Annotated in this window: 15 protein-coding genes; 12 read left to right on the top strand and 3 right to left on the bottom strand. The window is 65.8% G+C overall.

Going from position 1 to position 13,260, the window contains the following annotated elements:
* The first annotated feature begins 262 nt into the window (after window positions 1-262).
* The gene (locus IEY60_RS00005) at window positions 263-1,627 is read left to right on the top strand and encodes an NsdA family TPR-like regulatory protein (protein ID WP_189022445.1); all 1,365 of its coding nucleotides are present in this window, start codon (window positions 263-265) and stop codon (window positions 1,625-1,627) included.
* 10 nt (window positions 1,628-1,637) lie between these two features.
* Here the strand turns inward: IEY60_RS00005 and IEY60_RS00010 are convergent, their stop codons facing one another.
* From IEY60_RS00010 to IEY60_RS00020, 3 genes are all read right to left on the bottom strand, one after another.
* Complete coding sequence (locus IEY60_RS00010) at window positions 1,638-2,360, bottom strand: HAD family hydrolase (protein ID WP_189022447.1); 723 nt, start codon at window positions 2,358-2,360, stop codon at window positions 1,638-1,640.
* Between the two features lie 2 nt (window positions 2,361-2,362).
* Complete coding sequence (locus tag IEY60_RS00015; RefSeq protein WP_229739447.1) at window positions 2,363-2,878, bottom strand: flavoprotein; 516 nt, start codon at window positions 2,876-2,878, stop codon at window positions 2,363-2,365.
* A gap of 70 nt (window positions 2,879-2,948) precedes the next feature.
* Complete coding sequence (locus IEY60_RS00020; protein WP_189022452.1) at window positions 2,949-4,307, bottom strand: hypothetical protein; 1,359 nt, start codon at window positions 4,305-4,307, stop codon at window positions 2,949-2,951.
* A 194-nt stretch (window positions 4,308-4,501) separates the two neighbouring features.
* On the opposite strand from IEY60_RS00020, the gene IEY60_RS00025 reads away from it, so the two are divergent.
* The 11 genes from IEY60_RS00025 (at window position 4,502) to IEY60_RS00075 (ending at window position 13,237) form a co-directional block, all read left to right on the top strand.
* A complete protein-coding gene (locus IEY60_RS00025; RefSeq protein ID WP_189022454.1) occupies window positions 4,502-4,708 on the top strand; it encodes a hypothetical protein in 207 nt (68 codons plus the stop codon).
* Window positions 4,705-5,181 (top strand): DNA-directed RNA polymerase subunit beta, encoded by a 477-nt coding sequence (locus IEY60_RS00030; RefSeq protein WP_189022455.1) that lies wholly within the window; start codon window positions 4,705-4,707, stop codon window positions 5,179-5,181. The genes IEY60_RS00025 and IEY60_RS00030 overlap by 4 nt, the downstream gene beginning before the upstream one ends.
* Window positions 5,182-5,255: 74 nt before the next feature.
* Entirely contained in the window at window positions 5,256-5,399 is a 144-nt protein-coding gene (locus IEY60_RS00035; RefSeq protein WP_189022456.1) for a hypothetical protein, read from the top strand.
* A gap of 171 nt (window positions 5,400-5,570) precedes the next feature.
* Complete coding sequence (locus IEY60_RS00040; protein WP_189022457.1) at window positions 5,571-6,092, top strand: DUF8176 domain-containing protein; 522 nt, start codon at window positions 5,571-5,573, stop codon at window positions 6,090-6,092.
* Between the two features lie 191 nt (window positions 6,093-6,283).
* A complete protein-coding gene (locus IEY60_RS00045) occupies window positions 6,284-6,892 on the top strand; it encodes a DUF5753 domain-containing protein (RefSeq protein WP_189022458.1) in 609 nt (202 codons plus the stop codon).
* Window positions 6,893-7,007: 115 nt separating this feature from the next.
* Window positions 7,008-7,799: an SAM-dependent methyltransferase gene (locus IEY60_RS00050; RefSeq protein WP_189022459.1), complete on the top strand. Its 792-nt coding sequence runs from the start codon at window positions 7,008-7,010 to the stop codon at window positions 7,797-7,799.
* Between the two features lie 159 nt (window positions 7,800-7,958).
* Window positions 7,959-8,972: an NAD-dependent epimerase/dehydratase family protein gene (locus IEY60_RS00055; RefSeq protein ID WP_189022460.1), complete on the top strand. Its 1,014-nt coding sequence runs from the start codon at window positions 7,959-7,961 to the stop codon at window positions 8,970-8,972.
* Window positions 8,969-9,922, top strand: coding sequence for a thymidylate synthase (locus IEY60_RS00060; RefSeq protein WP_189022462.1), 954 nt, complete (start codon window positions 8,969-8,971; stop codon window positions 9,920-9,922). The genes IEY60_RS00055 and IEY60_RS00060 overlap by 4 nt, the downstream gene beginning before the upstream one ends.
* Window positions 9,919-11,634, top strand: a complete 1,716-nt coding sequence (locus IEY60_RS00065; protein WP_189022464.1) for a carbamoyltransferase family protein — start codon at window positions 9,919-9,921, stop codon at window positions 11,632-11,634. Before IEY60_RS00060 ends, IEY60_RS00065 begins: the two co-directional genes overlap by 4 nt.
* Window positions 11,631-12,665 (top strand): hypothetical protein, encoded by a 1,035-nt coding sequence (locus IEY60_RS00070; protein ID WP_189022466.1) that lies wholly within the window; start codon window positions 11,631-11,633, stop codon window positions 12,663-12,665. The genes IEY60_RS00065 and IEY60_RS00070 overlap by 4 nt, the downstream gene beginning before the upstream one ends.
* A 50-nt stretch (window positions 12,666-12,715) precedes the next feature.
* A complete protein-coding gene (locus IEY60_RS00075) occupies window positions 12,716-13,237 on the top strand; it encodes a P-loop NTPase family protein (protein ID WP_189022468.1) in 522 nt (173 codons plus the stop codon).
* The last annotated feature ends 23 nt before the right edge of the window (window positions 13,238-13,260 follow it).

A 13,260-nucleotide genomic window follows, 5' to 3' on the forward strand; every position in this document is an offset into this window, starting at 1 on the left:
TGACAGGGGTGTATGAGCCGGTTCGAGGCGGCTATTCCGGACTTACGGGACAACCCTTAGCCCGTCGGCTGACCCGAGGGCTGCTACAGATCGCCGACCTGGCCTAGACAGTCGCAGTTTGGGCGCCCATCGAAGTACGTGGTCGTTGTCTGTCACAACATGTTTGGCAAGGCGATCGCCGAATAGTGAAGATTTGTATCGGATTCCGATTCAAGTCCAGCAGCCAACGGCAGCGGCAAGGATCAGCGGTAGTGGGGTAGCGTTGGCGCTTCATCAGGCCACACGCTGGAAAGTAGGGTCGGCGGTGATACGAGGGCGGGAATGGACCGGCTTCGAAGCGGTTGCGCTTCAGGAAGCGATGCGTAGGTCGATACGAGATTTCGCCGCTCTGCTGGGTGTCGAGACGACAACGGTCAACAATTGGCGTTCGCGGCTGAGCTCGGTGACACTCCGTCCTGCAACACAAGCGATCCTGGATACGACCTACGCACAACGTGCCACTTCCGAGGACAGAGCGCGGTTCGAACATATCGTCGCAGAGGGCGAGGCCGCATGGAGATTCCGGCGTCCGGCGACCTCGCGCGGGTCCGCCAAACCAACGAGTACGGCACTCGCCGCCACTCCAACAGGCAGCTACCTGCCAGTGGAGAGCGATCGGGGAACGGTCGATGTGTTGAAGGGCAGCGCGGCCTCGTCGCTGATGCGATCGCGAGCGGCGTCAGAAGGTTCGGTCGGTAGCTATGCCGCGGTCACCGATCTGCTGGCAGGCCAGCGCCAAAGCATCGCACCTGATGCTCTGATCGGCCCGACAGAAGCTCATCGAGATGCTGTCGCCTCGCTGTTCCGGGCTGCGACCGACGACCGAATCAAGAAGCGGGCCGGGGCACTGCTGTGTGAAACATCCGTTGTGGCGAGCAGGGTGTGGAGTGCCATCGGTGACCGGCCGATGGCAATAACGCATTGCGCGTTCGCCCGTAAGCTCGCCGACGAACTCCAGGACAAGACGATGGGCGGAATCGCGCGCATCTTCGAGAGCAACCTACGCTCGGATGCTGCCACGTTGATCAGTTCGGACGGTGACGTCGTCATCGGACTCCGGATACTAAACGAGGCGGCCGGCCTCTCCGCCTTCTTGCCGCCTGCCGCGCGAGCACGGATCGGCGCCGAACAAGCGCAAGCGTACGCAGTGCTCGACCTGCGGAACGAATGCGAGGAAGCGCTGACTCGCGCACAACTCGCCGCCGAGGACATCGACGAGAATGACCGTTCGGGACTGTTCAGTGACTGGAACACCACTCGCGTCCAGGTCTATGTCGGCACGTGCCAACTACTTCTCGGCGACTCGAAACGCGCAATCGCTGCGCTGAACAACGCATTGAGCTCGCCCGAGATGGACAGCCCCAACGTCGCCCTGGCCGCCCGCGTAGACCTCGCCAGCGCCTACTCCGTATCGGGCGAGCTCGAAGAAGGCTGCACCGTTCTCGGCCACACCTACGAAGCGCTCACAACCATGGGCAACCTCCGCGGAATCGAACGCGCACAACGAGCCATCGAGAGAATCGCCCCCTGGCAGAATGAACGACCGGTCCTCGCGTTGATGGAGCGAGTACGCAGCATAAACGCCTAACGATCGATCCTCACAACCGCTGGATAGCCTGCGCTGAACGGACGGCTTCCAACACCTTGTCCGAGTCGAGCTCGTTCACGATCGCATCTGGCGAGTGCCCAGACAGCTGTTCGGGGGTCAACCTGTGAGCGACGGCAACGACCGCGAATCCAGCATGTCGAGCGGTAGCGATATCGTTCGGCGCATCGCCGATAATGACGGTTCGTGCAGGGTCGATCGGGTGTCCGTACTTCGCCTGAAACCGGTCGGCAACAAACGCAGGCAGGTCGAAACGTTCCCGCGCGTCCGAACCGAACGCGCCGACGTCGAGGTCAAGATGTGAGTCGAGGCCCGCAACCGCCAGCTTGAATTCAGCCGAGACTCGCAGGTTTCCGGTGAGTGCGGTCTGTATGTAGCCATGCTCCGCCAAGGTGGCGATGGTGTGAGCCGCACCCGGATATGCGGCCTGGTCGCGGGCCAGTTCCGCCTCACCCTCCACCATGACCTCCATCAGTACGTCGGCGTACCGGCTGAAGCCTTCTTCAGCCGCTTCGCTGGGGACTCCAGAGGCGATGGCCGTATCGACCACGATGGATTCATCGGTGTAGCCATGCACACGCGAAGCGGGGAAAACAACCGCAGACTCTTCGATGGTGTAGGTGCGAGCCACCGCTCGCCGTAGCCAGCGCAAATCCGCTGGGATCAGTGTTCCGTCCACATCCCAGACGATCAGTCCTGCCTTTACCTCAGCCATGCTCACCGATCCTTGCAGATGGTGCCTGCTGCCGCACCGACAGCAGGTTCTCGAAGGACCTTCAGGGCGATCGTCCATGGAAGCGGGCCGGAGTCCCCATCCTCAGCTATGCGCACAAATCGGACGCCCCACTCCGCAAGACGTTCGCGTGCCTGGCGGATGGCTGGGAAGTTCATCTGCTCCTGTTTCGCATGCGGTATCGCCACCACGGGCAGCCCAGCGCCGACGGCCTCTACCAGCAGGGCGAGCGGCAGTGTGTCGCCGATGCCGGTGGCCCATTTCGCCAGCGAGTTCGTGGTCAACGGTGCGGCGATGATCGCGTCGGCGGGAGGCAGCAGATCGTCGGTTCCCGGTTCTTTGAACTCCGACCGTACCGGGTGGCCGGTCTGCGTTTCCAACGCTTCGATGTCGAGGAAGCGGGCGCCGTTCGGCGAGGCGACGACGCACACGTCCCAACCGTCAGCTCGGGCCAGTTCGACCAGCTCGCCGACAGTGTCAGCTGGTGACGCGCCGGTCACAATCGCATACAGCACCTGAGTGCGCTCAGTCATGAGCCCATCATGGCAGCCTGACCAGGCCCTGTCCGGGCTAGACCACCGCTACGCCTACACGCTGGGCGAGGTTGCCCAGGTCGCCCGCGGTGAGGCTGCGCTTGGCTTCCCGCATCATCTGAGCCACCGACTCCTGCACGGTGTCCATGGTCCGGACATGTTCTGGTGCAATGCTTTCCGCGCGCAGGAAGGCGTCGAGGGCGATCTCGTGGGCACGACGCGATGCCGCTGCGCGCCCGACCTCGACCCAGTACTGGGCAGCCCTGCCCGGGGTCGGCAATGTCTGCGGCTTCAGCTTCTTCGCTAGGTCGAGCACGGCTTCTGGCTCACCCGCTTCCATGGCAACCGACATCTTCCACAGCGCCACGTTCGATGAACCGAAAGTAGTGTTCGAGATGACGGACGAGTTGTCGGCGGAGATAGGACGGTCGAGTCGTGCGGCGTACGCAGCCGCATACTCCAGGTGGTCGCGGGGATCGCCGCCGGTGGCCGCTGTCGCCAACGATGCCTGCAGGTGCAGCATCCCGACCGTCTGCAACTCGTTGGCGGTTTGTGCTCGTGCTCCGACGATGGCCGCCGTTCGTTCCGCGCGATCCAGCGCGGCCTTCGCCGAGGCCGGGCGGGCCAGCAGAACCTGGCTGCTGACAAACGCCGCAGCAGCAGCTCCCGGCTGACTGTCGATGCTGCGAGCGGCCTCTTCGGCGGTGCGCGCGGCTGACCATGCCAGCGCGAGGTGTCCTCGGGCGCGCATCACCACGGATGTGTCGAAAGCGACCTGCGTCAACGTGTCCCAGGCGATGCGCTGGTCCTCGGCTCGACTGTCGTGTGCGTGTCGGTAGAGGTCGGTGATCAACGGGCCCACTAGCAGCGCGAGAGTGGTGTACTCACCGGCCATGTTGAGTCGCGTGACCGCCCGGCTGGCGGCAAGGAGAGCTGAGAGCGGGCGCAGCGCTCCGGTGTCGGTGACGTTGCCTGCTGTCCAGAAGGCGGTTTCGATATCGGTCACCAGAGCGGAGAAGTCGTCGGCCTCGACCAGCGGCGCGTCGACTCTGGTCGATCCTCGATCAGGTTCACTATCGGTCGGCACATTGTCGGTGTTCGAGACGGCATTGTGTTTGCGCACGTCTTTCGAGTGTCGAGCCCTCCAGGCTGTTTCGCCTTCGGCCACGATCTGCTCGAATCGTTCCCGGTCCTCCGGCGTCGCGCGTTTGGCGTAGGTCGTATCGAGGATCCCCTGCGCTTTCGAGCGGGGTTTGACCGCGCTCAGTCCTGAACGCCAGTTGTTGATCGTGGTCGACTCGATGCCGAGCATCGCGGCGTACTCCCGGATCGACAATCGCATCGCCTCTTGGAGCGCCGCAGCTTCGAAGCCGGTCCACCCCTGCCCTCGTATCATGCCGACCCCTATTTCCAGCTCCTGAACTGGGAAACACCTACGGAACCCCTACGCTACGCCACCACCGTGCGGTTCCTGCCGATACCGCTGGCGGGCCACGATTTTCACCAGGAACCCGTTCCCGGGGAAGCCGAGGCGCACCAGCCCGACACGCTTCCCTTTCGGAGTTGGAAGCGTCATCAGGGAGGCCGCGCATGACAGACCGCAACGAGCTGAACTCGCACCCGTCCGCGGCGAGGCAGGGCCTTCTCGAAGAGGGTAATTCGGCCGGCGCCCTCGCCGATGTCGAGATCCATCCCGCGTTCGATCGCTCGCTGTTGACCCTCGTGAGGCAACTCGAGGCGATGAGGGTTGCCGGATGGGTGACCACCGTGGCCGAACCGGCGGGAGGGGTCAAATGACGCAGATCAGCACACCGGTCGAGGCGTTCTACGAAACCGCCCGGACACGCTGCGAGTTCTACCGGAGCATCTGCTCGCTGCCCACCGTGATCGACCCGGTAACGGGCCGGATCACGATGCGGGCCGGGCTGGTCGGCGCGGTGATGATGCCGACCGAGCTCGCTCATCAGGTCAAGACCAGCCTCGACGTTCGCGGTATCGCGCCGTTGTCGATCATCGGTCACCCGCGCGCCGACATGTGGACCTTTCTGGTCAGGACAGATATCCGGCCGATCGGTGACCCGGCCGAGTTGGCGCGCTTGTGGAAGGCGCGGGTGGTGGTGATCCGCGAAGGCGATATCGCGTTGCCGTCCCCAGCACCGGACCCGCTGATGATCCGCACCTGGGAGTCCCCGGCCACCAGCGCGTTCCGGCCCTCTGGGGCGGTGGTGATCGCGTCCGCGCTATCGATCTTGAGACCGGCCCAGCGATGAACAACGGAGGCAGGCGGTCACCGTGCCCGGACGAACCTGACGTGCGGCTCGCGGTCCTGATTTCCAGTGTGCGAATGGATTTCGCCGCGTGCCTGACCGCCGCGCTGATGTTCGTCTGCGACGTGGCCGCCCGCCGCCCCGGAACCGTCGCCGTCTCCCCCGGCCACTGCGCCGGATTGCCCCGCCTGCCCAACGAACGCCTCTACCTGCTGCCCTGACCCGCGCACCACGCGCATTTCCGACCGCCCGAATGGCCTTGGCACGACGACCCGGTGAGACCTCACACCACCTCACCCGGTCCTGGCCCCGCGCCAAGGCGGCCCCGGAGTCGCTTCCCGACGACTCCGGGGCCACCCCCAAACCCACCCGCTCGAAGGACCCGAAACACTATGTATGCCAAGTTCGACACGACCACCACACACCGCTCGCACCGCCGCCGATGGATCGCCGCGGCCGCGCTGGCCACCCTTGCGGTACTGGCCGCAGTCGCGGCCGTGACAGCACCCGACAGCTCTGCGCAGTCCCGTGAACTCGCCTGCGCGGGAATCACTTCCCCTTCGGGTGTGGTCACCGGGTCCGGTCCGGGTGACACTTCCAGCGGCCCGGCCGCGATCCTGGGGTACAACTACGCCTATTACGTGCAGCGCTCCGCCGACCGGGCACGCCAGTACCTGACCGCCGAGACGGTCGTCGGCCCGGGTGGCCGGTTGCAGGCGGGAATCGATGCCGTGCCCGCCGACACCCGCCACTGCGTGACCATCTCACCTCTGGACACCTTCGGGGATGCGGACCTGTGGGCGGTGACCGTGACCGAGTACCGCCCCGAGGGCGAACCGTTCGCACCCCGCCAGATCATCACCACCCGCACCGTCGACGGCGTGACCCGGATCAGCTCCATCGCCCGAGCCTGAGCTGCCCTCAGACCACTTGAATACCTCGGGATCATCACCCCGGCCGGGCAATCGGCCGGTTGACCCCGAGGGTGGGGACAGCCCCCGGAGGCCGCCCACCGCCGCGCCTCCGGGCGCTCCCCCAACGACCACATTCGGTGGACTCCCACCGAAACCTCTCAACCATCAACACCTATTGAAAGGTTAGAAGCATGTCCTACTCGAGCTGGTACGCCGTTGCAGAAGGCGGCCTGGAACCGTTGCAGCGCAGCCTGATCGACATCGAGGCCGAGACCAAACACCAGCGCAGCTACAACCCCGACATCATCCCGGGCCTGGTGCAGACCCTCGCCTACGCCCGCGCGATCCTGACCAAATGCTCGGCAGTGCTTGAGCTGCCCGACGACAGCGAGGCGACCGCGGGCGTGCGGTTGCAGCGCCAGGCCGTGCTCGACTCGCCCGGACACCTGTTCCACCTGCTCATCGGTGAGGCCGCGCTGCGGCGCACAGTCGGCAGCCACGCCGTGATGGTCACCCAAATTCGCCAACTCGCCGACATCCTCACCGCGAGAGACAACGTCGAGATCGGCATCATTCCCCTCGACGCCGAATTCCTCGCCCCTGCCGACAATTTCGTCATCCACGACACGTCCGGGGTCGACATCGAGGCCGTGACCGGGTCGATCGAGACCACCGGCGAGGACGAGGTCGCCCTCGCACTGCGCACGTTCGACCTACTCGCCAGCCAAGCCGTCTACGGCGAGCACGCCCACGCTCTGCTCGACCGAGCACTGGCCGAGCACGTCGGCCCCGGCATCTAACCCATCTAACCACCTGACCCGAGTCAGGCCCCGACCTCTCCGACGCTGTACCCCTCGTCGCGGCCCAGGAGACGGTCGGGGCCTGGCAGACCCCGACTACTTCGATCGAGGTGACATGACAAGCGAAGACATCGCGCTCGACCAGCGAACCCCCAGCAGCGCACGCGTAAGCAACAAACTGCTGGGAGGCAAGGACAACTACGACATCGATCACCTCGTCGCCTCGAGGATGAGCAGAAAGATCGTCGTCGCCATGGGCGAGGCGCGACGATTCCTCCTTCGCGCAGTGGAGTACTTGACCAACGAACACCAGGTCCACCAGTACGTCGACCTCGGGTGCGGTATCGCGTTGCCGCCCGACATCGGTGACGTCGCCGCAGACAACATCGACTCCGCCCGCACCCTCTACCTGGACAACGACCCATTGGTCGCCGTCCACGCCCGTGCCTTGCTGGCCACCAGCCCGAAGCGACGCTTCGCCATGCTCGACATCACCAATACCGCCGCCGTCCTCGACCAGATCGCGGGCTTCCTTAATCTGGGCAAACCGATCGCGATCTGCTTGTCCGGAACTGCCGAACTCCTGCCCGACGCCCCCGCGATGCTCGCGGAACTGACCAGTGGGCTCCCGCGCGGCAGCTGGCTCATCTTCAGCCACATCACCGACGACGTCTTCACCAACGACATCCGCACATCGGCGAGGGAGCTCGAGCACTGCGGCATCGCTTACCGGCCACGTGACCACGCCACAGTGACCGCGATGCTCGCCCCCTACCGGCTGTTGCAGCCAGGCTTGGCCTCGCCCCACACATGGCGACCCGACACCGGCAACCCCGCCTACCAGCCATCCCACCCCGCCGAATGGGACCTCAGCGCCTACGCCGCTGTCGGCCAGCTCCCGCACTAGACCTTCACTCAATCCCACGACCGGCAGCCGACCGCGCCGGGCCTCGTCCTGAAGAGGTCAGCTTCGAACGCACGGTGGCCGCGTGCTGGCGGCACCGCGAGTCGGTAGGCAATCCCGAAACACATCGACTAACAGCATGTTTGAAAGTAGAGGCTCCACATGACCGCACCACTAATCAACCAGGGTCCCGTCGTTGTTACCGGGGCGGCCGGGTTCATCGGTTCGCATCTGGTCGACGGGCTTCTGGCTCGTGGGACTGAGGTGATCGCGATCGACCGCCGGTCGGTTCACAACGATCCGGTCGCGGCTCGAAATCTCGCTGACGCCCTCGCCGATCCGAGTCTGGCATTGCATCAGGCCGATCTGGCCACCGATGAGCTCGACGAGTTGATCACCGGTGCGCGCACGGTGTTCCATCTCGCTGCGGTGCCAGGTGTGCGGGATTCGTGGGCTGAACGGTTCCCGGACTACGCGTCGTCCAACGTCGTTGCTACTCAGCGGCTGCTCGCCGCCTGCGAACGCGCCCAGGTCCCACGGCTGGTGCTGGCCTCGTCATCGAGTGTCTACGGACAGACCTCGGGTCCAAGCGCGGAAGGCGACCCGACCTATCCGATGTCGCCCTATGGCGCGACCAAGCTGGCGGCCGAACATCTGTGCATGGCGCACGCGGCGCGACCCGACACCGGCACGAGTGTGGTCGCGTTGCGCTACTTCACCGTCTACGGCCCACGTCAACGATCCGATATGGCGATCTCGCGGGTACTGGCGGCGGTGCTGTCGGGGGTTCCGGTTCCGCTCTACGGCGACGGGCACCAGTCGCGGGAGTTCACCTACGTCGACGACATCGTGGCCGCCACCCTCGCCGCGGCGACGATCGCCGACGACATCGATGCCGAGATCGTCAATGTCGGTGGCGGTTCGAGTGTCTCGATGCTCGAACTGATCGCGATGATCGGTCAGATCACCGGCCGCAAAGTGCCTCTCGCCATGGAAGCTCCCCGGGCCGGTGACGTGGAAGCGACCCGTGCCGACCTCACGCTGGCGCACGCACTGCTCGGGTACTCACCGCGCGTCGAGCTGCGGGAGGGGATCGCGCGCCAGCTGGACTGGATGGTCAAACAACCACCCTCGCAATCGGTTTCCACGCCCGTCGCGGAGGTGGTGTCGCGATGATCGTGCTCACCGCGGACAACGCCAACACCCTGTTCACGTCCGCGTGCCACGCGGTCACCAACTTCGGCGAGCCGGTCAGTCCTCGCGGCATGGCCACCACCGAAATCCTCGGCGCGCACCTGCGTTTGACCCAGCCGCGACGACGGTTTGTCGACGTGCCGCCGTTGCGGCTGCTCAATCCGGCCTTCGCCGTAGCCGAGGCGTTGTGGATTCTGTCCGGTTCCGACGAGGACTGGATCTTTCAGTACAACCGGGCATTGACCCGCTACGCCGATGACGGGGTCCTGCGCGGTGCGTATGGGCCGCGCATGCGCCGGTGGAACGGCATCGACCAGCTCGACCGGACCCGGCAGCTGCTCCAACAAGACCCCGACTCCCGCCAGGCGGTCATCCAGCTCTATGACCCGCAACGCGACACTCGCGGGCACCGTGATGTCCCCTGCACGTTGGGCTACCGGTTCTATCTGAGGCGAGGGCGCCTGCACATGCACACCACCATGCGCAGCCAAGACCTGTGGCTCGGGTTCCCCTACGACATCTTCACCAACACGTTGATCCAGGAGCTGCTGGCCGGATGGCTCGGTGCCGAGCTGGGCGAATACCACCACCACATCGACTCCCTGCACCTCTACGCCGAACACGCCAGCGCCGCTGCACAGCTCGCCCACGATCCCGACCCGTCCCCGGTGATGCCGGAGGTCTCGATCCCGTGGAACACCGCCGACCAAGTCCTTCGCAACACGATCACCGAGCCACGGACACGCGGCCTGACCGGCACCTGGTCGGCATTCGCGCAGATGTTGGCCAGCTACCGAGCCTGGACCACCGGCGACCGCCACCACGCCCGAACCCTGCTCGCCGATACCGACGACGAGCTCGCGCGAGCCCTGCAGCGTTGGTACGACCACCTCTCATCCCTCGCGACCGAGCAAGGAGCCCACGCCTCATGACCCCCACCCCTCGCGCGGTCCTCGGATTCTGCTCCTGGACACACGACTCCGCTGCCGCGTTGATCCTCGACGGGCACCTCGTCGGGTTCGCCGAAGAAGAACGCCTCAACAACCACAAACACACCAAGGACTACCCCGCCCACGCCGTCGAGTGGCTGCTCGGTGACAGCGATCTCGTCCCGGAGTTGATCGATACCGTCGCCTACAACTTCCGCGCCCCCGGCTACCTCGCCGCCACACGGCAGCTCGGTGAGCACCTCGCAGACCCGAAGACGCGAGGAAGGGCGCTGCCACGCGCCGCGAGCTTCGCACGGGTCGCAACCCGAACACACACCCGCACAAGGCGATTAGAACGGCTGTTCCCGCACGCTTCGAGCTCGTCGATCCTGCATCACCGGGCGCACGGACTGTATGCGTTCGCGTCCTCGGGCTACGACGACGTCGCCGTCTTGGTCGTCGACAGCCTCGGCGAGATCCAAACCACCACCATCGCCCACGCCCGCCGCACGCCCGGCGGCGGATGCACCTACGACATCATCGACGCCATCGACGACCCGGCCTCCCTCGGCTACGCCTACGGTGCGGTCACCGAACACCTCGGCTGGCGGCGCGGAGACGAGGAAGGCACCGTCATGGCCCTGGCCGCCCTCGGCGACCCCAACCCATTCCGGGACCTGATGAGAGACGCGATCCCGATCACCGACACCGGGTTCACCCTGAACCCCGAGTTGTTCCCGGTTCGGGTCCTTTCGCGCTGCTTCGCGCGGGTCAGCACCGAGTTCATCACCCGCAGCTGCCCGCCTCGCGGCAACGGACCAATCGAAGAGGTACACAGAGACCTCGCCGCCGCTCTGCAAGAACGCACCGAACAGGTCATGGTGCACCTGGCCGTGCGAGCTCGCGCGTTGACCAACGCTCGGTTGCTGTGTGTCTCGGGCGGTGTGGCGGCCAACTGCGTGGCTATCGGCAAGATCGTCGAATCCGGGCTGTTCGACGAAGTGCACGTGCCACCGGCTCCCGGCGACTCCGGCACTGCCATCGGTGCCGCCACCGCCGCGTATCTGGACCGCACCGGAAAACTGGCCACCGGAATCCAGGACCGCTGCTACCTCGGACCCGCTTTCGGCGATGTCGTGCTGTCGAAGAATCCCCGCCCCGGGTTGACCGCGACCAAACCCAGACACCCGGCCCAGTACTTGGCCGGGGCGCTCGCCGCCGGTGCCGTCGTCGGAGTGTTCCGCGGGCCGCTCGAGGCAGGCCCTCGCGCACTGGGCAACCGCTCGATCCTGGCCTCGCCGGCCAACCCCGAGGTCGTCAAGCAACTCAACGACACCGTGAAATTCCGAGAACCGTTCCGGCCGTTCGCGCCCGTCACCCTCACCGCCACCGCGTCGGACTACTTCACGCTGCCCCAACCCGCGCCATTCATGTCGATCGCCTCATCGGTCACCGAACTAGCGCGCGAACAGATACCGGCGATCGTGCACGCCAACGGCACCGCCCGCGTACAAACCCTCACCGAGGGACAGAACCCGTTCCTGGCCGAGGCCATCACCGAGTTCGCCAAGATCACCGGCATCCCGGTACTGATCAACACCTCGCTCAACATCAAAGGCAAACCGATCTGCGGCACACCCGACATGGCACTGGACTGCCTGCTCGCCAGCGGCCTGGACGCCGTGCTGCTCGAAGATTGGTGGGTGAGCAAATGAGAATCGGCTACAGCTTCTGGGGGTTCCTCGGCCCCGGGATCACCGACACCCCCGACGGAGGCCGCAGCCACCGCCGAACCCTCATCGACGGCCTACGCGCGCTCGGCCACGACCTCGTGTTCCTCCAGCCCGACCGCGACAGGATCGAAGCCGGAACCGACCTCACCCCCACCTACACCTGGGACAGCGGGCTACCCGACCTCGACGCACTGTTCCTGGAATGGCGATGGCCGATCCCCGGCCGCAACACCACACCCTGCGGCACTCCCGGCCACACCTGCGATCTACACCGGCAACACCAACTCCTCGACTACTACACCCTCGAGCGTGGTTTGCCCACGATCGTGTGGGACAAGGACCTACAGCTCCCGGCCGGGCACCCGCTACGACACACACCCCAGGTCACCGTGTGCGAGGCGGCCCTGCATCCCACCGACGGCGCGGTCAGCTTGCTGTTCCCCGTCGCCGACACCGCACTCGACACCGCCGACCCGGACGCCCTCTCGCGGCGGCCTCGACCGTTGAGCCTGGCCTACGTCGGCAACCAATACGACCGCGACGACACCTTCGACACCTACTTCGCCACCCCGGCGACCGGCCGCCAGGACTGCGTCGTCGCGGGCAAATGGCCCGATACCCACCGATGGCCGCACGTGCGGTTCATCGGCCGGGTCCCGTTCCCCCAGGTCGCACAGATACACGCCGACGCGCTGGCCACGGTCCTGCTGCTGCCCGACCGCTACGCCGCAGCCGGGCAGATGACCCAGCGCCTGCCCGAAGCCGTCCTCGCCGGATGCCTGCCACTCACCCCGGCCTACATCCGCAGCGCACCCCAGTTCAGTCCTTTCCAGCTGCATGTCACCAGTGGTGCCCACGTCACCACCGAGCTGGCGGAACTGCGGCGTATCGCCGGAACACCGGCACACGCCGACCTCCTGGCGCAATGCCTGGCCAAGCTCCACATCTTCCGGCTCTCCCGCCAGCTCGACACCCTCGATCGAGTCCTTTCCCGGATCGAGGTCCGGTGGTGACCGGGCAGCCTCCCCGACCGCCGGAGTCGGGGCCGGTATCGTGGCCGGGCGTGGACCAGCGAATCGTGATCATCGGTTGCGGCGGCAGCGGCAAAACTCACCTCGCCAACCAGCTCGCCGCCCTACACGAGCTCCCGCTGACCCACCTCGACGCCGTCTACTACGACACCGACTGGAACCCGCTCCCCGCTGAAGAGTTCCAGGCCATCCAACAGCGCCTCGTCGCCGGACCACGGTGGCTGATCGAGGGCAACTACGCGGGCACCTTGCCGATCCGGCTCGCCGCGGCCGACACCGTCATCTTCCTCGACCTGCCCGCGATCACCTGCATCACCGGCGTACTGCAACGACGCTGGCGCTACCGGGGCGGACAACACCGCGACGGCGTCTACGACCGCATCACCTGGGGATTCCTGCGCTACATCTGGGGCTACCGCGCCCAGATGCGCCCCCGCGTGCGCGAGCTGATCGCCGAACACAGCACCCACGTCGAGCTGGTCACGCTAACCAGCCGCCGCCAATCCACGCGCTACCTCACCCGCCTGCGCGCGCAATCTCACACCACCAGCTGACACCGAAACCGTTCGGAGGCGAA

It is taken from the genome of Nocardia rhizosphaerihabitans, from assembly GCF_014646295.1.
Lineage (GTDB): Bacteria > Actinomycetota > Actinomycetes > Mycobacteriales > Mycobacteriaceae > Nocardia > Nocardia rhizosphaerihabitans.